The organism is Nocardia wallacei (assembly GCF_029868745.1).
Lineage (GTDB): Bacteria > Actinomycetota > Actinomycetes > Mycobacteriales > Mycobacteriaceae > Nocardia > Nocardia wallacei_B.
The window spans coordinates 36,775-57,021 of sequence record NZ_JARWOP010000235.1; the positions used below are offsets into that span (position 1 = coordinate 36,775).

Annotated in this window: 18 protein-coding genes; 12 read left to right on the plus strand and 6 right to left on the minus strand. The window is 68.2% G+C overall.

The window, feature by feature from the left end; all coding sequences use genetic code 11:
- The first annotated feature begins 69 nt into the window (after positions 1-69).
- The gene (locus tag QH470_RS20345; RefSeq protein ID WP_280273984.1) at positions 70-642 is read left to right on the plus strand and encodes a GNAT family N-acetyltransferase; all 573 of its coding nucleotides are present in this window, start codon (positions 70-72) and stop codon (positions 640-642) included.
- Here the strand turns inward: QH470_RS20345 and QH470_RS20350 are convergent.
- Entirely contained in the window at positions 606-1,997 is a 1,392-nt protein-coding gene (locus tag QH470_RS20350) for an NsdA family TPR-like regulatory protein (RefSeq protein ID WP_483243942.1), read from the minus strand. The two genes, QH470_RS20345 and QH470_RS20350, sit on opposite strands and share 37 nt — an antisense overlap.
- Before the next feature lie 138 nt (positions 1,998-2,135).
- Here QH470_RS20350 and QH470_RS20355 point away from each other — a divergent pair, with 138 nt between their 5' ends.
- Complete coding sequence (locus QH470_RS20355) at positions 2,136-2,642, plus strand: hypothetical protein (protein WP_280273986.1); 507 nt, start codon at positions 2,136-2,138, stop codon at positions 2,640-2,642.
- A gap of 540 nt (positions 2,643-3,182) precedes the next feature.
- On the opposite strand, the gene QH470_RS20360 is transcribed toward QH470_RS20355, so the two are convergent.
- Complete coding sequence (locus QH470_RS20360) at positions 3,183-3,560, minus strand: cupin domain-containing protein (protein WP_280273987.1); 378 nt, start codon at positions 3,558-3,560, stop codon at positions 3,183-3,185.
- A 145-nt stretch (positions 3,561-3,705) separates the two neighbouring features.
- On the opposite strand from QH470_RS20360, the gene QH470_RS20365 reads away from it, so the two are divergent.
- Both QH470_RS20365 and QH470_RS20370 read left to right on the plus strand, forming a co-directional pair.
- Positions 3,706-4,704, plus strand: a complete 999-nt coding sequence (locus QH470_RS20365; protein ID WP_280273988.1) for a pyridoxamine 5'-phosphate oxidase family protein — start codon at positions 3,706-3,708, stop codon at positions 4,702-4,704.
- A 3-nt stretch (positions 4,705-4,707) separates the two neighbouring features.
- Positions 4,708-5,799: a serine hydrolase domain-containing protein gene (locus tag QH470_RS20370; protein WP_280273989.1), complete on the plus strand. Its 1,092-nt coding sequence runs from the start codon at positions 4,708-4,710 to the stop codon at positions 5,797-5,799.
- Between the two features lie 51 nt (positions 5,800-5,850).
- Here QH470_RS20370 and QH470_RS20375 read toward each other — a convergent pair whose 3' ends face one another.
- Positions 5,851-6,342: a GNAT family N-acetyltransferase gene (locus QH470_RS20375; RefSeq protein WP_280273990.1), complete on the minus strand. Its 492-nt coding sequence runs from the start codon at positions 6,340-6,342 to the stop codon at positions 5,851-5,853.
- Positions 6,339-7,550 (minus strand): acyl-CoA dehydrogenase family protein, encoded by a 1,212-nt coding sequence (locus QH470_RS20380; RefSeq protein ID WP_280273991.1) that lies wholly within the window; start codon positions 7,548-7,550, stop codon positions 6,339-6,341. Before QH470_RS20380 ends, QH470_RS20375 begins: the two co-directional genes overlap by 4 nt.
- A gap of 180 nt (positions 7,551-7,730) precedes the next feature.
- Here QH470_RS20380 and QH470_RS20385 point away from each other — a divergent pair, with 180 nt between their 5' ends.
- The 8 genes from QH470_RS20385 (at position 7,731) to QH470_RS20420 (ending at position 17,502) form a co-directional block, all read left to right on the plus strand.
- Positions 7,731-8,684 carry a pseudouridine-5'-phosphate glycosidase gene (locus QH470_RS20385; protein WP_280273992.1) on the plus strand — a complete coding sequence of 318 codons (954 nt, stop codon included), beginning with the start codon at positions 7,731-7,733 and terminating at the stop codon, positions 8,682-8,684.
- Positions 8,674-9,363, plus strand: a complete 690-nt coding sequence (locus QH470_RS20390) for an HAD family hydrolase (protein ID WP_280273993.1) — start codon at positions 8,674-8,676, stop codon at positions 9,361-9,363. The genes QH470_RS20385 and QH470_RS20390 overlap by 11 nt, the downstream gene beginning before the upstream one ends.
- A gap of 9 nt (positions 9,364-9,372) precedes the next feature.
- Positions 9,373-10,077: a uracil phosphoribosyltransferase gene (gene upp / locus QH470_RS20395; protein WP_280273994.1), complete on the plus strand. Its 705-nt coding sequence runs from the start codon at positions 9,373-9,375 to the stop codon at positions 10,075-10,077.
- Positions 10,078-10,080: 3 nt separating this feature from the next.
- Complete coding sequence (locus tag QH470_RS20400; RefSeq protein ID WP_280273995.1) at positions 10,081-13,827, plus strand: non-ribosomal peptide synthetase family protein; 3,747 nt, start codon at positions 10,081-10,083, stop codon at positions 13,825-13,827.
- Position 13,828: 1 nt separating this feature from the next.
- Positions 13,829-14,059 carry a tautomerase family protein gene (locus QH470_RS20405; RefSeq protein WP_280273996.1) on the plus strand — a complete coding sequence of 77 codons (231 nt, stop codon included), beginning with the start codon at positions 13,829-13,831 and terminating at the stop codon, positions 14,057-14,059.
- A gap of 122 nt (positions 14,060-14,181) precedes the next feature.
- Entirely contained in the window at positions 14,182-15,462 is a 1,281-nt protein-coding gene (locus tag QH470_RS20410; protein WP_280273997.1) for an MFS transporter, read from the plus strand.
- Positions 15,459-16,649, plus strand: coding sequence for a questin oxidase family protein (locus QH470_RS20415; RefSeq protein WP_280273998.1), 1,191 nt, complete (start codon positions 15,459-15,461; stop codon positions 16,647-16,649). The genes QH470_RS20410 and QH470_RS20415 overlap by 4 nt, the downstream gene beginning before the upstream one ends.
- Positions 16,650-16,671: 22 nt before the next feature.
- Positions 16,672-17,502: a nitroreductase family protein gene (locus QH470_RS20420; protein ID WP_280273999.1), complete on the plus strand. Its 831-nt coding sequence runs from the start codon at positions 16,672-16,674 to the stop codon at positions 17,500-17,502.
- A gap of 5 nt (positions 17,503-17,507) precedes the next feature.
- Here the strand turns inward: QH470_RS20420 and QH470_RS20425 are convergent, their stop codons facing one another.
- A complete protein-coding gene (locus tag QH470_RS20425) occupies positions 17,508-19,112 on the minus strand; it encodes an ABC transporter substrate-binding protein (protein WP_280274000.1) in 1,605 nt (534 codons plus the stop codon).
- Positions 19,113-19,137: 25 nt separating this feature from the next.
- A complete protein-coding gene (locus QH470_RS20430) occupies positions 19,138-20,127 on the minus strand; it encodes an ABC transporter substrate-binding protein (protein WP_280274001.1) in 990 nt (329 codons plus the stop codon).
- Positions 20,128-20,247 lie beyond the last annotated feature (120 nt).

Here is a 20,247-nt window from a genome sequence, read left to right on the forward strand (position 1 = left end):
GCGCGACAACTTGACCCATCGCGCAGCGACCCTAGCCCGGTCCCACGGCTCAACCCGTATGGTCGCCGCATGGGTGAGGGTGCGCAGGTGACGGTGGTGGCGGGGTCGGCGGTGGAGGCTCGGCGGGAGATGGATGCCGTGTGCGCGCTGTACGACGAGGTGTTCTCCGTTCCGCCGTTCGTGTGGCCGGAGGACGAGTCGGTGCGGCATCGGCAGATGCTGGACCGTCTCACCTTCGACCCGACATTCGGGATAGCGTTCGCGACCACGGCGGACAACCTCGTCGGATTCGTCTACGGCGTGGGATTGAAGCCAGACACGAACTGGTGGAATGGTTTTCAACAACCCGTCCCCAACCATGTAACCCGAGAATGGACGGGCCGAACCTTCGCGGTGATCGACCTCGCAGTCCAGAACGATTGGCGCAGAAAGGGAATCGGACACCGCCTGTTGAACGTCCTACTCAACACCCGCTCAGAAGAACGCGCAACCCTCGCGGTTCAGCCCCACGCAGCGGACTCGCACGCGTTCTACGCCGCAATCGGAGGCTGGCAGCTGGTCGGCCGCCAAGACACGCCGGACTACGTCTCCTCGCAATTCGACATCTACATCGCGGATTTGCCCGGCACAGCGAACCCGTAGGACGCCAGCTCATCATCGAGTTCCCGCACGCAAACCACATTGCTCCACTGCTCGAGTTCATTACGAGCGGCTCCGATCCTGCCGGACAGTCGATCGGAACGGCAGGACCTAGCTAGATCAGCACTGTCGCGGATGGCTCCGACAGCCGCCTCGATATCGCCGAGATCGGCGTGGGCATTGGCCAGATCCACATGAGCCAGGGCGCGGTTGCGGACGAACGAGGCGTCGATGAGTTCCAGGGCTTCCTCCGCCGCCGCACGAGCGTCGTGGCCGGAGCCGAGCTGGTGCAGGCAGTCGCTGCGCAGGGATGCCACCAGGCCCGGACTTTGGAAGTAGGCGACGGACTCCTCAGCTGGTTGCCGCCCCGCAGCCGCGATCGCGTTGTCCGCCTCGATCATCGCCGAAATGCATTGGCTGCGTTGATTATCCTTGGCGAAAGCAATCGCGGCCATATCATCCGCGTAAGCCCTCAATCGATGGTCGCCGGATCGACGTGCCCAATTCTGCGCGGCCACCGCGTGATCGATACCGAGGCGTGGCTCGTTTCGCCACACCTCCAGATATGCCATGTTGCAGAGTACGAGAGCCGCCAGCTCGCTGTTCCGGGCCTCGTGTGCCGACCTGCGCGCCTGCTTGTAATTCTCGTAAGCCCCGTCGAGGTCGTGCAGATCGAATTGCATCCAGCCGGCCAGTTGAGATAGCGCTCCGTGCAGGTTGTGCAATCGGGGCCTCAGGCGTTCCGGGCACTCTTCGACCAATGCCCCGGCCAAGGTGCGTTGCCCTTGGACCATAGCGAGCACCGCCTCCGGCCCGAACACATCGTTCTGGGCGAGCAGCACGCTCAGCGCCTTCTCGATGTTGTCCACGGCGGCATCGTCGACCCTGCTCGGATCGACGAGCACACCGGCGATTCGGTCGCGCTCGTCGTCGTTCAGATCAGCGAAGACCGCGGCGACTGCCGGGAGAACTCCCACCCCGGCGAACAATCGGACCAGCTGGCGACGGTTCATCTCTATCCAAGCTCGCAATTCCGCGTCTATCTGCACATTTTCTGAGGTCCACGGTACGGCCGTCACCGAATCCGAGTCGAGTCGATCGGTGCGGTGCAAGGCCGCGTCACCGGCTTCGATGAGACGGTCGAACCGCGCACGCACCTGATCGTCCACCCGCGACAGCACGGTGTCGAGGAGTCCTTGGGTGAACGGTCTCGGAATGGCCGCGCGGCCACGCTTCCGCCAATTCGCGACAGTTCGCGGTTCGACCGAAACCAACTCGGCGAACTCGCGGACCGACGTGCGAGTCGCCGCTTGGAGCGCGGTTGCCTCGAACCCTGTCCAACCCCTCGCGAGCACCACAGCGCCTCCCCCGATCTGCCAGTAGCCGACTGCAACGGTAGGTCAACACTGCGCCGACAGCAGCGGATTCCGCGGAAGCGGCCTGTGCGAGACGGTGGAACAGCGCCACCGCCGACCAGAGCAGCTGAGAGGAAGCACATGGATTCCGTTCAACGAGAACAGCGCCGGCCCACTGCGGTATGTCTGGTCCGCGCCGGTCTGTCGGGACTCGACGGAGCACTACAGGCGACGCTGGTGCAACGGCACGCCATGCGGCTGGGGTACGCGTGTTTGTATACGGTGCGGCCGCCTGCGGATCATCCGGATCCGGTGGAGTACGGGCTCGGCATTGCGGCCGGGCTCGGTGTCGACGCTGTTGTCGTGTACGACCTGGCTACCGTCGATAACCAGCCGTCTCGGGTGTGCGACATGTTCGACCTCGAAACGGTCAGTCCGCCGGAGACATGGACGGCGGCGGTGCCGAAATCGGCGGCGGACACCGGACCGGATGTGGACACCTTACTGGCGGTGCTCGAAGGCCTTGCTGATGCCGACGCCGATCACCGGATGCTCGCGGCGCGTCTGTCGCCTGGGATCGACGAGGTAGGTCGGGCATGTCCGGCCGCGGCCATGCAGCGGTCCGAGTCATGGACAGCGAGCGGGTGACGCGGGTGGGTGGGCTCGAGGCCTTGTGGCGGCCCACTCATGACCTCAGCAGACGGATCGAGGTGGTAGCTGTGCACGACAAGACCGGTGAGTGCTCCGTGGTGGTGTGGTTCGCGCCGAAGACCGATCTGGCTGAGGCTCGGGTACAGCGGCCGCAGTGGGAATTGTTGTGGGACAGGGTACGACGTGAGTTCTGGAGCGAAATGGCGACGCCTCCAACATATTCGACAGCACGGAATCGGGCGATTCGGTGACCGGCAGGCGATTCGGGCCGCACACCCGGTGGGCGATTGTGGCGTGCAGCGGGAGTTGCCCATCGCACGAAGGGCCATGTCCGAACGGGGTGTGGGGGCCGTACGGCAGCCTTTACGAGGCGGAGCAGGCGGTACGGTTCGTCGCCGACAGTCATCGGCCGCATATCGTGCCGTACTTCGCACGCGGCTATCAGGCGGGCGGAGGATGGCCTCCTGCGCAGGGTCATCCGGATATGCCGAAGGGCGGATGATCCAGGGCGAATGCGGAAGTCGGGTCGGCGCGGGATCAGGTTCTGCGCGAGATGATCATGATGTATTCGCAGGGAGCGTTCGTGCGGTTGGCGAAGCCGTGGTCGGCGTCGGCCTGGAAGAACAGGGAGTCGCCGGTGTTCAGGGTTTCGCTGATTCCGCCGATCGCGACGGTGAGGGTGCCTTCGAGCACCACGAGTTGTTTCTCCGTGCCCGGCGGGTACGCGGGCAACAGTCCGGTAGAGACCTGTGCGGCGAGGTAGTGAACGATCATCTCGGCTCCGCCCGCGCCCGGGGCCGCCGACACCATGTGGCGTTCGAAGCCGGTTTCCGGGTCACGGAAAACGGGGCGGTCGTTCTTGCGCATGACCACTGCCACGCCGGACGCGGCCCCGGCATCGCCCGCGTCACCCACTCCGGCAACGGTTATGCGCTGGAATATCTCGCACCACCCCGCACGCCGGCTCCCTGACCGATGAATTTCCGGGCGAGTTCTGGTCATCTACAAGGAGGCACCTGAACAGAGGGAGTTGATAGTGCGCATAGGTGTTACTGGGCATATGAACATCACGACGGACACGGTGCCGCTCGTATATGCGGAGATCGTCCGGCTTGTCGAGCAAGCAAGCGATCCGGCGGAGTTGGTCGGGGTCAGCTGTGTCGCTCGCGGCGCCGATTCAGTTTTCGCACAGGCTGTGCTCGACCTCGGTGGCCGTTTGGAGGTCGTGATTCCCTCGCGGAATTACCGGGAGCGCAAGGTCAAACCCGACCATGCCGAGCAGTTCGACAACCTGCTGCGCCGTGCGGAATCGGTCCGCGAGATGGACTTCGCCGACGCTGATGCCGACGCCTACGAGGCGGCGAATAAAGCGGTGCTCGAATCCTGTGACCTGCTGATCGCTGTGTGGGATGGCCGATCCGGCGAGCGCAGCGGCACCGGAAGCGTCGTCGCGCTCGCCCGGGAGAAAGGGCTACCCATCGAGGTCGTCTGGCCCGAGGGAGCAATGCGAGGCTCGGCTGGGAGTCGAGGAAGTGACATGTCGGACAGCGAACCCGAAGTCGTGCTCGGGCCGTTCTCTTCTCCGGGCGCACACGCGACGTCGTGGGCGGCGGCGTTGGCGGTGCTCGGTGCGGCGGAGGTGTTCTGGCTTTCCACGGTGCGCCCGGACGGGCGGCCGCACGTGACACCGTTGCTGGCTGCGTGGAGTCAGGGCGGCATGTACTTCACCACCGGAGGTCAGGAGCGGAAGGCGCGCAACCTCGAGCACAATCCGCATTGTGTGCTGACGACCGGCACGAATTCGTTGACCGGCGTGGACGTCGCTATCGAGGGCGTGGCGTCCGCGGTAGATGAGCGGTCCGAGCGCGCACGGGCTGTCACGGATTTGGAGCGGAAGTACGGCACGCATCTGACCAGCCCGGAGGGCAGCTGGCATCGGCTGGGTGACGCGGTTGTCGCCGGTGACGTCAGGCTGTATCGAGTCGCGCCGACTGTCGGATTCGCTTTCGGCAAGTTGCCGATGTCCAGTCAGACTCGCTACACCTGGCCGAGGCGGTGACAAATGATTCCCGACCTACAACACCGAATCCGCAGTGTCCTAGACGAACTCGTCGACACCGGAGCGGAAACCGGCTTGCAGGTGGCCGTGTATCACCGTGGTGTTCTGGTCGCCGATGCCGTCGCCGGGCTCGCCGACAGTCGGGCCGGGCGCGAGGTGACCGCTGGCACGCCGTTTTTCAGCTTCTCCTCCGGTAAGACGATGGCGTCGCTGATCGCGCATCTGCTCGTCGGGAGAGGCGTTGTCGGATACGACACCCGGCTGGTCGAGCTGTGGCCGGAGTTCGGCGCGCACGGCAAGGAGTTCGCGACTCTTCGGCATGTGCTCACGCATTCGGCGGGCATACCTGCGATGCCTCGCGACATCGGGCCCGCGGAACTGACCGACTGGTCGCGGGTCTGTGGCGCGATCGCCGACGCCGAACCACGCTGGCGGCCCGGGACGCAGACGGGCTACCACTCGTTCACCTTCGGATTCCTCGTCGGCGAAATCGCGCGCCGGGCCACCGGCAAACCGATGCGGCAACTCCTCCACGAATGGATCGCCGCACCGCTCGATCTCGACGGGGAACTGTATTTCGGTGTGCCGCAGCCGGATCTGGCACGACTGGCACGACTGGAAGACGCCGCACCACCCCCGCGCACCCAGCCCGACAGCGAGGCCGTTCTCGCGCCCTGGGAGATGCGGCCGACCGCGGCGATGGGCAACAGCCCCGAGATCCTGCGAGCGGACATCCCGTCGGTCGGTACCTTCACCGCACGGGCGATCGCCGCAGCGCACGCCGCGCTCCTCGACGGCAGGCTCATCGATCCACGTCAGCTCGAGGAATTGACGGCGGTTGCCTTCGAGGGCACCGACCAGGTCTTCGGCAACCCGGCGCGACTGGCCCTGGGCTATCCGCTCGGCCGCCTCGGCGCTCGGCCCGACGAGTCCCCGACCGCGTTCGGCTGGGTCGGTGGCGGCGGCAGCTATGTCTACGCCGACACCGCCACGGGCATCTCCTTCGCCGTGACCAAGACCCGCCTCACCCCCCATTTCGACACTGCTCGAAGACTCGCGGACCTCACCACAACCGAGATCAACTCATCTGCCTGAGTCCCGATATCGAGAAGTGCGCCGAAGCGTGCATGTGGTGCCGAGCCCGAATCAATTCAGTTGCTTACCAAAGCAATTCGACAACGGCAGGTCTTCATAGGGCGAGAAGAGAGGGATCCAGTGGTAGCCGCGCCGCAGATAGAAGCGGACCGCCGCCGGTTGCAGGTGTCCGGTCTGCAGGACGAGCCGCGGTACGCCGTGCTCGCGTGCGGTGTTCTCGGCGGCGGTGAGCAGCAGGTCCGAGATGCCGCGACCACGTTGACCCGGACGCACGAACATTCGCTTCAGTTCGAGATCCCCGCCGTTCCAACGGATTGCGGCGTGACCGACCGGCTCCGGGCCGTACGCGACCACGGTGCGGACCACGGTCGCGGGATCGATGCGGTGCGGGTCGGTCGCCAATGTCCGCATCAGACGGGCATAGCGCGGGCCTACCTCGGCCGCCATTTCCTCGCGCAGCAGCACGGCGTCGGGATCGGTCCAGCCGACAGCCCGCAACGTGATGTCCGAAACCTGTCTCGTCCGCGAAAGAGTGCCTGTCACAGCGCTTTCCCTTGCTCCGAGGCTTTGCTCGCGCCCAGGCTGTTGAGGAACGCGCGCGGCGCCGTCCCGTTCACCGCGTGGTCGCCGAGCAGCGACGCCTTGTAGACGGCCGGGTTGTGCGAGGAGACGGTGCGGGCATTGCGCCAGTGCCGATCCAGTCCGAGCCGACTCTTCAGCGCGCTCGCGCTACCGGCGTCGAACAGCTGCCACGTCGCCGCGCCCACCAGGTCGGTGTTCACCACCTGTGTCGCGGCGGAATCGAGCAGCGCGCGTTCGGCCCGCTGCCGGGTGGGGTCGCTGAGGAAACCGTCCAGGGTGTCGGCGAGTTGCAGCACGTTCGCTCGTGCCGCGTACGCCTTGCTGCGCACCTGCCCCACGGTCTGCAGCACCTGCGGGTCTGCCGCGGGCTCGGGCGTGGACGCCAGCGGATAGGACCGGGTGCGGCCCCGGACCAGTTCGGCCAGATCGTCCGCGGCGGCCCGTGCGATTCCGGCCTGGGTGGCCGAATGCACGAACTGGTAGAACGCCTCCATGTAATCGTTGGTCAGTGAATTGCGGTGGTGCAGTAGGTAATCCGGGTCCACCCGGACCGATTCGAAGATCGCGGTGCCGCTCGCTGTCAACCGCTGCCCGAAACCGTCCCAATCATCGATGATCGTGACGCCCTCGCTGCGTCGCGGCACGATGGCGGAGACGAACTCCCCGTTCTCGGACACCAGCACATTGAGCCAGTCGGCGTAGAGGCTGCCGGTGGTGTAGTACTTGCGGCCGGACAGCACGTAATGGTCGCCGTCGCGGCGCAGCGTGGTGGCCAGCGCCGTGAGATTCGGGGTACTCAGCTCCGCACCGGCCGGGCCGAAGAACGCGCCGTCCGCCGCGGACCGCAGCAGCGTGTCGCGGGCGGGGCCGGGCTCGGTGAATCGCAGGATCTCGGTCAGTCCGAGGTGGCCCCGAAAGATCTGGGCCAGATTGGAATCCCCCGCCGCGATATCGATGAGCACCTCGGCCAGCACACGCACCGGCGCGCCTGACCCGCCGAACTCCACCGGCACCCGCAACGCCCCGGCACCGGCCGCCAGCAACTGCGAAACCTGCTCGGTGGGCAACTTGTGCTCGGCCTCGCGGTCGGCCGCCTCGGCGCCGAGCCCGGACACCACCGCGGCGATGGCACGCAGCCGCGCCGAAAGATCATCGTCGACCGCGACCATTCCAGCTCCATTCATCGTGCGGACCCATTCGCATTCGACCCGGTACCGGCTACCACACAACAGGTATGCGCTCACGCTGGTCGAAATTGTTTACAGCCCAGCCCTTCTCCCGCAGCATGACCTGGGACCAAGGGGGTCTGTCTCCACTTTTCTACGACTCTACGAACGGACGTCGTACGTATGTCTGATGTCGTTGTTTCCGCACCGTTGTTTCGCCTCTCCGACGAGGTCCGCGACGCGCTGCACACCGGACGGCCGGTCGTCGCGCTCGAGTCCAACGTGGTGGCGCACGGTTTCCGGCGGCCCGCCAATGTCGCGATCGCACTCGAGGTCGAGCAAGCGGTCCGTGATGGCGGCGCGGTGCCCGCGACCATCGCCGTCGCCGACGGCCATATCGTGGTCGGGGCGAACTCGCAGGAACTCGAAAGGCTCGGCACCACAACCGATGTCGCGAAGGTGACGTCCCGCGACCTAGCGGTGGCGCTGGCACGGGGAGGGCTCGGCGCCACCTCGATCTCGGCGACGATGGCGGTCGCGAACCAGGTGGGGATCGCGACGGTGGCCTCGGCCGGGCTCGGCGGCGTGCACCGGGGCGCGGAGACGACCATGGACATCTCCGCCGACCTCACCGAACTGGCCCGCACCCGCCTGCTGGTGGTGTGCGCGGGAGTGAAGAAGATCCTCGATGCCGGGCTCACCCTGGAATTCCTGGAGACCCAGGGCACGCCGGTGATCGGGTACCGGCATCGGGGCTTTCCCGCGTTCTACTGCCGCGACAGCGGTTACGACACCCAGGTCCGCATCGATGATCCGCACCGGATCGCCGAGATCGCCCGCTTCCACCGGCAGCTGGCCGGCAGCAGTTCGCTGCTGATCACCCACCCGATTCCGGCGGCGGACGCGCTCGACGGCGACGCCATCGAGGCGGCGATCCGCCAGGCGCTGGCCCGGGCCGACGCCGAGCACGTCACGGGACCGGCCGTCACCACATTCGTACTGAAGGCCGTCGACGCCGCCACCGGTGGCGCCGCGGCCGCCGCCAATCGCGCGGTCCTGATCAGCACCGCGGCGGCCGCCGCGGAGATCGAGGCGGCGCGCGCCGCCCTGGAGCGAGGAGTGGCCCATGTCGGCTGAATCGGCACGCTCGGCGGTGTTGTTCGACCTGGACGGAACATTGCTGGACACCCCGCGAGCGATCGCGGAACAGATGTCGCTGGCAGTGGAAGCGGTGACCGGCGTCCTCCCGGACCTGGAGACCGCACGCGCGCTGATCGGCGCGCCGCTGGAGCAGATGGCCGGCGCGCTGTCCGGAACGGCCCCGGATTCGACTACCGCACAGCGGGTTTCGGCCGACTACCTGACCCGGTACCGCGAACTCATCGTGCCGAAGGCGGCCGATCTGCTGTTCGCCGGGGTGCGCGGCGGCCTGGAGCGACTCGCCCGGTCCGGCCTGGCGCTGGCCGTGGTGACCAGCAAGAAACACCACAGCGCCGAGCTGATCCTGGAGGCGGCGGGCATCCGCGAGCAGTTCGCGGCCGTGGTGGGCGCCGACGACGTGGTGCATCCCAAACCGCATCGCGACAGCGCCGACGCCGCGCTGGCGATCCTCGGCTTCCCCGACGCCGGGCCTTCGGGCGCGGTCGTCGGCGACACCGCCGCGGATATCGGATTGGGTTCGGCCATCGGCACTTTCACCGTCGGCGTCACCTACGGGGTCGGGTCGACGTACCAGATCGCCTCGGCCTCAGCCGATTTCGTAGCGCACACCTTCGACGACGTCATCCGTGCCGTTCTTCTCCGGACTGGAAAGTGAGCCAAGGCCATGACCACATGGACCCGCCCGACCACCGAACCCGTACCGCTGGACCGCTATCTGGGCGTCAACGTCTTCGAACTGCCCAAGCAGCCCGGCCTGATCGCGCTGCACACGCAGGCCCGTGACGCCGACACCGGCCAGGAGCGTTTCGTGCGCACCACCGGCCGAATCATCCGGCTGCTGCTGGAAACCGCACTGTCGCATCTGGACCATCGCACCCGCGCCGTCACGACGCCCACCGGCTACACCTTCGAGGGTCTGGAACCGGCGTCCCCCGCGCTGTACGCGGTGTCCATTCCGCGGGCGGGCGACGCGCTCGAGGGCGGGCTCCGTGAGATCCGCCCGGATACCCGTTTCGGCAAGATCCTCATCCAGCGCGACCCCACCTCCAAACAGCCGACGCTGTTCTACAGCAAGCTGCCACCCGGTATCGCGGGCAGTGAGGTGCTGCTGCTCGATCCCACCATCGCCACCGGCGGCACGCTGCTGACCGCGGTGAACGAGCTGATCGCCGCGGGCGTGGCCGAACACCGGATCATCGTGGTGAACGTGCTCACCTGCCCCGAGGCGCTGGGCACGGTGCTCACCCGGCGGCCCGACCTGCGAATCGTGACCTCCCACATCGACGAGGCCCTGACCGACCAGGCGTTCATGCTGCCCGGCATCGGCGATTTCGGTGACCGGTTCCACGGCACCGTGGCGGGGGCCTGAGCCATGGCGACCACGAACCTCCTCGACCTGCTCGACGCCCACGTGCATCGACATCCGGATGCCATTGCCTGCGTGGATGATTCGCGTGCGCTGAGCTTCGCCGAGCTGTCCCGGCGCGCCCGCGATGCCGCCGGTGGGCTGCGGGCCGCCGGTGTGGCGCCGGGCGATGTGGTGGGCGTGTATCTGGAGCCGTCGGTCGACCTGGTGGTCGGGGTATGGGCCGTGCTGCGTGCCGGTGCGTCGTATCTGCCACTGGCGGTGGACTATCCGGCCGAGCGCCTCTCCTACATGGCCACCGACAGCGCCCTGCGGGTCGTGCTGACCGACGCCGGCACCGACGACCGGGCCCGTCGCATACTGCCCGCGGGGGTGCGTACCGTCCCCGTGCCGGGCCTGAGCGGTGAGTTCGGGGGACAGCGGCCGGAATTGTCGGCGGCGTACACGATTTACACCTCCGGTACTACCGGATCTCCCAAGGGCGTGGTGATCTCGCACGCCGCTATCGGCAACCAGATGCGCTGGATCGGTAGCGAACTCGCGCTCGGGGCGGGGTCGCGGATCCTGTTGAAGACGCCGGTCAGTTTCGACGCCGCGCAGTGGGAGCTGTTGGCCAACGCGTGCGGGGCCACGGTCGTCGTCGCACCCGCCGGAACGCACACCAGCCCCGAGGGCATTCTGGAACTTGTTGTCCGCGAGGCGATCACGGTGCTGCAATGTGTGCCCACGGTGTGGTCGGCGCTGGCCGGGCTTCCGGACATCGGATCCGCGAGCACCCTGCGCACCGTAGCCAGCGGCGGCGAGGCGCTGCCCACCGCGGTCGCGCTGCGGCTGCGGGAGGTCCTGCCGCGGGCTCGCAAGCTCAATCTGTACGGGCCCACCGAGACCACCATCAACGCGACGTGGTTCGACTTCACGACCACCGATCTGACCGGCACCGCGGTGGTGCCGATCGGCCGGGCCGTGGACGGTTGCACCACGGTCGTGGTGGACGCGGCCGGTCGAGAAACGGCGGACACCGAGGTCGGCGAATTGCTCATCGGCGGAGTGCAATTGGCGGACGTCTACCGCGACCGGCCGGACACCACCGCGCAGCGCTTCGCGGAGCTGACGGTCGGCGGCGTTCGGGAACGCCGGTACCGCACCGGAGATCTGGTCCGCCGCAGGGCCGACGGCGTACTCGAATTCGTCGGGCGCAACGACGAACAGGTGAAGGTGAACGGGCACCGGATCGAGACCACCGAGATCCGGACGTGGATCGAGGCGCACCACTGGGTGCGGGCGGCGGCCGTGGTGCCGTGGGTGTCCGAACGCGGGGTGACGCAGCTGGCGGGTTTCGTCGAACTGGATCCCGACGAGGCGCCGCTGATGGACCAGGGCCGGGCCGGGCGGCATCACCGCTCCAAGTCGACCCGCACCCAGGTGGCCGCGCAGCTCGCCGATCTGGGGGTGCGGGAGTTCGCGACCGCGCCCGATCTCGAGTTGCCCGGCGCACAGCCGACGGAGGAGCAGCGGCGCCGGGTGTTCGCCCGCAAGACCTATCGCAGCTTCGCCGACGCCCCGATCGACCTGGCGGCGATCGAGCGGCTCCTCCGGCAACTGCCGCCCCGCGACCCGGCCGCTCCCGTGGAGATCACCGCGCGGTCGCTGGGCGGGCTGCTGCGCTGGTTCGGGCCGTTCGAGAGCCCGGATCGCTTGTTGCCCAAGTATTCCTACGCCTCGCCGGGCGCGCTCAACGCCACTCGCGTGTACCTGGAGACCAGCGGGCTCCCCGGGCTCGAACCGGGTGTCTATTACTTCCATCCCCGGCGGCACGCGCTGTATCGGGTGGGTGCGGTTACGCGCCCCGGGCTGCACCTGCATCTGGTGGGGCTGGCGCGGGTGATCGAGTCGGTGTATGTGACCAACGTCCGGGAGGTGCTGCATTTCGAGGCAGGACACATGCTGGGCGTCCTCGACGAGGTGGCCGCGGCCAACGGCTGGCACGTCCGACCGGCCGCCGTACGGGTGGTGGACGGCGTGGACGAGGGCGTGGTGACCGCGACCGTCGCCGTCGACACCCGCGCGCTGCCCGCCGCGGCCGAGCCGCCGGTAGACGTGCTGGTGCAGGTGCACGGCGAGGTCGGTGGCGCGAGGCACGGCCTGTATCGATTCGACGGCGCCGCACTGCGATTCGTGTCCGACCGCAAGATCGAGCGGCGGCATGTGATCGCCATCAATCAGCGCTCCTTCGATCGGTCACGGTTCGCGGTCGCGCTCGTCACCGCCACGGACGCCGGTTGGGACGGTTTCACCGCCCTGGGCCGGGCGCTGGCGCGGCTGCAGCAGATCGGCGCTCGCGCGGGCGTGGGGTTCATGTCGGCCGGGTATTCGTCGCTGACCGGACGTGATCTGCCGTCCGCGCGCCGACTGAACGAAATCCTCGGTGGCACGGGGCAACTCAGCTATTTCGCGGTGGGCGGGCGGGTGTCCGAGGAACAGCTGCGGTCGACGGGGATGGCCGAGGACGCCGTGCACATGAAGGGTCCGGAGGAGTTGCTGAAGGACGACCTGCGGGCGGTGCTGCCGCCGTACATGGTGCCGCCGACCATTCACGTGGTCGATCGAATCCCATTGTCGCAGAATGGTAAGCAGGACCGTGCGGGGTTGTCTCGGCTGGCGTCGGAACTGAACGAGCGGGCGGCACGGCCCGCCGATCCGCCCGTCGGCGCGCACGAAGCGCGGGTCGCCAGGGTGTGGGCGCAGGTGCTCGGCTACGAGCCGGTGTATCGCGGCGACGACTTCTTCGCTCAGGGCGGCAATTCCATGTCGGCGTTGCGGCTCATCCGCGCGCTCGGTGACGAGTTGGGCATCGCACTGCCGGTGCAGGCGATCTTCCAGACTCCGACGCTGGCCGAATTGGCCGCCGCCACAGCCGAAGACGAGGCGGCCACGCGGACCACTGCCGGGCGACTGTTGCGGCTGGCCGGAGCGGGCGGGACCGCGGCGACCGTGCTGTGGCCGGGGCTCGGCGGCTATCCGATGAGCCTGCGCACCCTGGCCCGCGAGCTCGCCCAGCACGGCCACGTGGTGTACGGCATGCAGGCGCGGGGCCTCAATGTCGGCGAGCGGCCGCATACCGATCTCGGCGACCTCATCGCCGACGATGTCGCCGAACTGCTCGCGGCGGCGCTGCCCGGCCCGTTGCGCCTGGTCGGGTACTCCCTCGGGGCGCGGGTGGCAGCGGAGGCGGCGCAACGGCTGCTCGCGGCCGGGCACGAGGTCGAGGAGCTGGTACTGATCGCACCGGGCTCGCCGGTGATCCCGGCGGCCGGGCCCGACACCGGCCGAGTCGATTACGGCAGTGCGTATTTCAAGCGCGTGCTGGGCTCGGTGTTCAGTGGGCGGGTGGATCCGGTGTACGCGGACGCACTCGACACACTGTGCAGCCGAGCCGAATTCGTGGAGCTGATCGCCGACCGGGAGACCGGATTCGCGCGTGACACCGTGGAGCGGATCGTGTCGGTGGTCGAGCACACCTACCGTTTCCGGCATCAGCCGATCGGTGTCGACCAGGAACTGCTCGACCGCAGCCTGTATCTGCGGGCGCGGGGCGACGGCCCGGCGTTCGCGGATGTCCCGGTCGCACCGCTGCGGCTGCGCAGCACGCCGGTGAGCAACCTGCCATACCACCACTACGAGATCGTCACCGCGGGTGCGCTCGATATCGCCGCGGCGGTCCTCGAACAGAGCATGAATCGGGAGCTGGTCTGATATGCCACACGTGGAGATCTCACACTTCCCCGCCGATCTGTCCGACATCGCGCGGCAGCGCTTGGAAGCCGACTTGGTCGAGGCGGTGACGCGGGCCTTCGGGGTTACCTCCGACGCCGTATCGATCGGCCTTACCCCGATCCCCCGCGACCAGTGGCAACAGCGGATCTACGGCCCTCTCATCACCGATCGCGCCACGGGCACCGGCCTCCTGCGCACCCCCAACTACTGATGGCGACCAAGCCCACGACACCCGCATCCGGCGTCACGGCGGTGCGCGGCCGGCGAGCGTCGGTGTGGGCGCGGTGCTCTCTGGCTCGCCGAGCGAGACGACGCGGAGAGAAGTCGTCGGGGGTGGAAAGGCGGCCGGGCGGGGTGGCGCGGCTGGGGGTGCTGGTGGCGGTCATCGCCGCGGTCGCGGTGAATCTGCGGCCGGGGATCACGACCGTCGGGCCCCGGTTGGACGACATCACCGCGTATTACGGGGCGGGTGCGCGAGCCGCGGGTGTGATCACCGCTGTGCCGGTGGTGGCGTTCGCTGTGGTGAGCCTGGTGGTGCCGCTGGTTCGGGGGCGAATGACGTTGCGCGGCGGCATGTTCGGAGCGCTCGCGGTGATCGGAGTGAGCCTGGCCGTGCGGCCGTGGGGAGACTTGTGGTTGTTCGTGGCCGCCACGTTCACCGCCGCGCTGGGCGTAGGTCTGCTGACCGTGCTGCTACCCGCCGCGGTACGCGCGATCGGCAATACCCGGGTGCTGGTGGCGACCTTCACCACCGGCCTACAGGCCGGTGCCGCATTGGGTTTCGCCGCCGTCGTACCACTGTCCGACCTACTCGGCGGCTGGCGACCGGCCCTGGCGATCTGGGCGGTCCTCGCCCCGATCGCGATCGCGGCCCTGTGGTGGTCGCCCGCAACAGCCGCTGCCGAAGGCTCGCCCTCAACCACGACACACAGCCCGGCCGCACCACATCCAGCCGCCGCGACCGATCCGAACCGCTCGCGGCCGGCGGGCACGGCCAACCCGCTCACGATCCTCCGGCGCACCGGGACGACCGGTCTCGCAGTCTTTTTCGGGTTGCAGGCATTGGTGGCGTTCGTGGTCATGGGCTGGCTGCCGTCCGTGCTGCGCGACGCTGGGGTCGGTGCCTCGGCGGCCGGTGGTTATCTCGGGCTGCTGACCTTTCTGGGCGTTCCGATCAGCCTGACTGTGCCGCCGATCGTGGCGCGTTCGGCGCATCCGGAGCGCTGGCTGGCCGGGTTCAGTGGCTGCACCGTCCTGGGAGTGCTGGCCTTCCTCGTCGCTCCGGCGGCCGCGCCGCTGCTGTGGTCGCTGGTGCTCGGAACCGGGCTGGCCGTGTTCTCGCTGGCGCTCACCGTGATCACCGTGCGGGCTGGTTCCGCGGAACAGGCGGTCGAGGTGTCCGGGGCGGTGCAGGGCGTCGGCTATCTGATCGCCGCCGTCGGCCCGTATGGGATCGGACTGTTTCGGCAGCTCGGCGACGGCTGGGCGCTGCCGCTCGGTGTGCTGCTGGCGACCGCGGTGGCCCAGGCACTGACCGCATTGACCGCGGGCGCCGCCCCGCGAGCACCAGTGGCCGGGCAATCGGCCCACGACAACGGGAGGCACGACGGATGACGATCAAGGAACTGGAGAGCGTCGCGGATCTGCTCGACGACCGTACCCACCACATCGAGTTCAACGGCCACCTCACCAACCACGTCAAGCACGCGGTGGTGGCGCTGGCCGCGATCGGCGCACCCGAGCGGCGCATCCGCGACTACTACCGGACCTACGCCGAACTCACGCCGTACGGCTTCCCGCTCGAGCCCCGGCGACCGTCCGCGCGGGTCATCGACGGCGGGAACTGGCGCGAATTCCTGGGCGCGCGAGTGCATTTCGACGCCTATCTGCGCTTCTTCGACGGCGAGATCGCCGAGCGCGGCCTCGCGGGCACCGTCGCCGAGTACGCCCCGGAACTGCTGCAGGGCTGGATCGGCGCGTTCACCCACGCCGCCATTCACCTGGGCTGGGCGCTGTGGGCCGAGCATCCCGCGATGACCGCGGAAGCCCTTGCCTACCTGGCGTTCTCCCACGTGCGCACCGTCGGTGACAACCGCGCGGCCGGGCCGGACTTCGATGCCGCCGACCCCCTGGAATCGCTGGTGCGGCTCAGCGAGCGGTGGCGCGGCGACAACGGCTTTCGCACCGCAGTCGAGTCGACCATCACCGATACCGACACCTTCACCGAACTGCACCCCGAACTCAATCGTTCCGGCCTGCAGGCCCGCGTCGCCGGTGTCGCCCGGTCCGGCATCGCCGACCTCACCGACACCCCCGCGTGGATCCACACCCTGCCGCCCGCCGAGCGACGCGACCGAGTGCGCCGGGCGGTCACGCTGCTGTATCTCGCCCAGCCCGGCGATTTCGTTGTCCTGCACCTGATCACGTCGCTGTTCGCGCTGGAGATCATCGCCGAAACCCTCGACTCGCCCGAGGCCACCGCCGCGATCTACGACCTGTACTGGGCGGGCGCGCGCATCATCACCGCCGCCGAACGCAAGGTCCCGGACCCCGACAAGCTACGCGAACTCGACACCCTCTATGCGGGCCGGGAATCCGATCGCACCGCGCACGCGCTCGACGAATTCGAGGTCGCCGCGCGCCGGGCGTGGCTGGAGGACGAGGAACACAATCCCAAGCTGGTCTTCGTCCTGCGGGCCTGGTGGAACGCCGCCGACTGGACCGGCTACCGCCACGCCGCCGCCCAATTCACCCGCACGCCCGAACTCCCGCCGAGTTTCGACGAACCCCCGACCGAATGACCCGAAGAGAACAGGACCTGTTGTGACCGAAGTGATTTCGACCGAACTACAGCAGCAGCTCGACAAGCGCTACGGCGTCGGCGCGCCGATCGCCGACGGTGTGGGCAACGAAACGCTGGAAGTGCTGCTGCGGCACCGCACCACGCGCCGTTTCCTACCCGGGACCGTGAGCGGCACCGAGCTGCAACTGATCATCGCCGCGGCGCAATCGGCGTCGACCTCTGCCAACTTCCAGTTCACCAGCGTGGTGGTGGTCGATGACCCGGCGCTGCGAAACCGATTGGCGGAGTTGGTCGGCGGTCAGCAGCTGGTGCGCGACGCCGCGGTGTTCCTGGTCTGGGTGGCCGACTGGTCGCGCAATATCGCCATCGCCACCGAGCACGGCCACAGCATCGAGGCGACCGCCTACCTCGACAGTGCCGTCTCCAGCATCGTCGATGTCACGCTGTCGGCGCAGAACGCCGCCGTGGCGGCCGAATCGCTCGGCTACGGAATCACTTTCGTGGGCGCGTTGCGCAACAATATCGACGCCGTCATCGCCGAGCTGCGGCTGCCGCAGTGGACCTTCCCGGTGTACGGCATGGCCATCGGCGTCCCCGACCCGGCCGATCCCGCCGACATCAAACCCCGCTACGGGCAGAGCGTGGTCGTCCACCGCAACACCTACAGTCCCCCCGCGGCCGCCGACGTCCAGGACTACCTCGACCGCATCAACGCCTACTACCGCGAGCAGGAACTTCCGGCGGACTGGGCGAAGAACCGCCTGGCGGGCCGCATCTCCACCAAGGAGAGTCTGCACGGCCGCCAGCACATCCGCCGGACGTTCGGCAACCAGGGATTCGAGCTGAGGTAAGTCCCCTACTTGCGCAACCAGGTGTCGTGGAACTGCAACCGCCCGGAGGCCTCGAACCTCAAGTCCCGCACCGTGCCCGCCACCCCGATCGCCTGCGACAGCTCGATGGTGGGTATCCACAGCCCGTTGTCGAGCACCAGCTGCTGTGCCTGGCCGATCAGCTGCGCACGCGCGGCGGGGTCGGTGATCTGCAGCTGATCGTAGAGCGCCTGATCCAACGGCGGGATCGGGCCGCGCGCGTTGAGATTGCGGTCGGCCAGACCGAAGGTGGTGCGCAGGATGTCGCCGTCGGCGCGGGTGATGTTGTAGTACGCCGAGTCGAAATCCTTGGCATTCTGCCGCGCCGTGTACTCCGCGTCGGAGGCGACCTGCAACTGCACATCGACGCCGACCTTGCGCAACTGCTGCTGGATCAGCTCGAGAATCGCCTGGTTCCCGGCGAACGCGCGGCTGAACAGGATGCCGAACGACAGGCGCACGCCGTCCTTGGCCCGGATCCCGTCGCCGGCGGGCACCCAGCCCGCTTGGTCGAGGCGGCGGCGCGCGGCCTCGGGGTCGTATCGCAGCGAGGTGGAAAGGTCCACGTAGCCAGGAGTTTTCGAGCCCAGTGGGCTACTGGCGGGCCGGAACTGTGGACCCAGCACCGTATCCACCAGTTCCTGGCGGTCGATCGCCGGTTCCAGCGCGGCGCGCACGGCCGCGTCCCGCAGCGGTCCGCGGGTGACGTTGGGCTGAATCCCGAACGGCAGACCCGGATTCGGCGTCACCTGCACCTTTCCACCGGTGGCCTCGATCTGCGGCGCGTCCTGCGGCAGCGCGTCGCTGACCGCGTCGAGCTGGTTCGAGGACACGCTGCCCGCGCGCACCCCGGACTCGGGCACCACCGTGAACTCGATCCGGTCCAGATACGCCTCGCCCTGGTGCGCGAAAACCGCTGACCCCCAGGCATATCCGGCTCGCTTCGCCAGCGTGGCCGAGGCGCCCTGCTTGTACTCGGCATAGGTGAACGGCCCGCTGCCGATATTGTTGCCCAGGCAGCGTTCGTCGGCCGACCCGACCGTGGCGGCGTCGGCGAGAATACCCAGCTGCGGCGTCGAGGACGCCTGCAGGAACTGCGCGTTCGGCCGGTCGAATTCCACTCGGGCCGTGAGCGGGTCCACCGGGGTGGTGCCGGTGTATCCGGCCAGATAGCTCGCCGCGAGCGGCGCCTTCGCGCCGGTCAGCGTACGCACGATGGCATCGAAGTTCTTCTGCACCGAGGTCGCCGTGAGCGGCGTGCCGTCGCTGAAGGTCACGCCAGGCCGCAGGTGGAAGGTGAAGGATTTGGCATCCGGACTCACCTCCCAGCTCTGCGCCAGCCACGGCGTGATCGCGCCCGTCTCGGGGTTCTGGTCGGTCAGCGAGTCTACGATTTGCCTTGTGACATACAGGGTTTGGTTGGTGCCGGACTGCGCCGGATCGGAGCAGGTGGGCGCGAGCGACAGGCCGTAGCGCAGGGTGCCGCCCGGCTGCGGCGGTCCGGCCGGGGCGGTATCGCCGGAGTCGGAGCCACAGGCCGCGAGGCTCGCGACGGCGGCGACGGCACCCAGCAGGGCCACGGGTCGTTTCATCGAATTCTCCAGGGGTGTGGGTGGATCAACGCTGCTGCTTCGGCAGTCCCGGCGGGTTGACGCGCGAGGCCGATACCGCCTCGCTCCGCAGGTTCCAGCGCTCCAGCAGCTTCTGATAGCTGCCGTGGTCGATGGCGTATTGCAGCGCCTCGTGGATGGGCCCGATCAGGCCGTTGTCCTTGCGGGTCAGCGCGGCGATCTCGGCCTGCAGCGCGTCGCCGGCGCCCGAATAGGTGGCGAGGATCTTGGTCTGGCCGGTGGTCGCGGTGTGGTATGCCGCAACGGGATTGGGGCCGAGGAAGCCGTCGATGCGCCGTGACGACAGCGCCAGGTAGTAGTCGGTGGTCTGCTGGTAGTAGGCGATATCGATCTTCGGCAGCCCCTCGGCGACGTTCTGCTCGTTCCACCGGACCAGCAGCTGCTCCTGGTTGGTGCCGCTGCCCACACCGATCCGCTTGCCCGCCAGCGACTTCCGGTCCTGATATGCCCACGTGGCGTCCTTCGGCGCCTCCAGCGCGATAGTGTCGAGGCGATAGGTGGCGAAGTCGTACTTCTCCTTGCGCTCCTCGGTCACGGTGACATTGGAGATGAACGCGTCCACCGCGCCGGAGTCGACGGCCACGAAGTTCTGCGCCCAGTCGGCGGAACGCAGCTCCAGCCGCAGGCCCAGAATGTCGGCGACCAGCGCGGCGAAGTCGACCTCCGAGCCGATGTAGGTCCGGTCGTCGGTGGCGGTGAAACGCAGCGGCGGGCCGGTCGTGGCCGAGCCCGTGACCACGAGCGTTCCGCGGTCGCGAATCGGCTGCGGCACCTTGGCGGCGATCGCGTCCACTCGCTCCGCGTGCACCCGTCCCGCTTGTTCCGGTGCCAGGTCGAAACTCTGGCCGTCGGCCGTGCGCACCTCGTTTTCCGGGTCGTCGGCACCACACGCGCCGGTGAGCAGCACCGCGGCGGCGAGCATCGTGGCGACCAGCGCGCGGCGGCGGCCGCGACGGCCGTTGCGGGCGAAGAACATCGGACTTCCTTTTACCTCGGCTGCGCTGACCGTAGGGGGAAATCGGTTGCGGTGTCTGCACTCTCGATCGGCCTGAGCGCAATGCTTGTCCGCGGGTTCGAACGGTCCGGCGATTTTGCT

Excerpts from the sequence above, each read along its gene's own strand:
- QH470_RS20400 (WP_280273995.1), top strand. The coding sequence starts at position 10,081 with ATGGCGACCACGAACCTCCTCGACCTGCTCGACGCCCACGTGCATCGA.
- QH470_RS20345 (WP_280273984.1), top strand. The coding sequence starts at position 70 with ATGGGTGAGGGTGCGCAGGTGACGGTGGTGGCGGGGTCGGCGGTGGAG.
- QH470_RS20405 (WP_280273996.1), top strand. The coding sequence starts at position 13,829 with ATGCCACACGTGGAGATCTCACACTTCCCCGCCGATCTGTCCGACATC.
- upp (WP_280273994.1), top strand. The coding sequence starts at position 9,373 with ATGACCACATGGACCCGCCCGACCACCGAACCCGTACCGCTGGACCGC.
- QH470_RS20365 (WP_280273988.1), top strand. The coding sequence starts at position 3,706 with ATGAACATCACGACGGACACGGTGCCGCTCGTATATGCGGAGATCGTC.
- QH470_RS20425 (WP_280274000.1), bottom strand. The coding sequence starts at position 19,112 with ATGAAACGACCCGTGGCCCTGCTGGGTGCCGTCGCCGCCGTCGCGAGC.
- QH470_RS20355 (WP_280273986.1), top strand. The coding sequence starts at position 2,136 with ATGGATTCCGTTCAACGAGAACAGCGCCGGCCCACTGCGGTATGTCTG.
- QH470_RS20380 (WP_280273991.1), bottom strand. The coding sequence starts at position 7,550 with ATGGTCGCGGTCGACGATGATCTTTCGGCGCGGCTGCGTGCCATCGCC.
- QH470_RS20415 (WP_280273998.1), top strand. The coding sequence starts at position 15,459 with ATGACGATCAAGGAACTGGAGAGCGTCGCGGATCTGCTCGACGACCGT.
- QH470_RS20385 (WP_280273992.1), top strand. The coding sequence starts at position 7,731 with ATGTCTGATGTCGTTGTTTCCGCACCGTTGTTTCGCCTCTCCGACGAG.
- QH470_RS20390 (WP_280273993.1), top strand. The coding sequence starts at position 8,674 with ATGTCGGCTGAATCGGCACGCTCGGCGGTGTTGTTCGACCTGGACGGA.
- QH470_RS20430 (WP_280274001.1), bottom strand. The coding sequence starts at position 20,127 with ATGTTCTTCGCCCGCAACGGCCGTCGCGGCCGCCGCCGCGCGCTGGTC.
- QH470_RS20370 (WP_280273989.1), top strand. The coding sequence starts at position 4,708 with ATGATTCCCGACCTACAACACCGAATCCGCAGTGTCCTAGACGAACTC.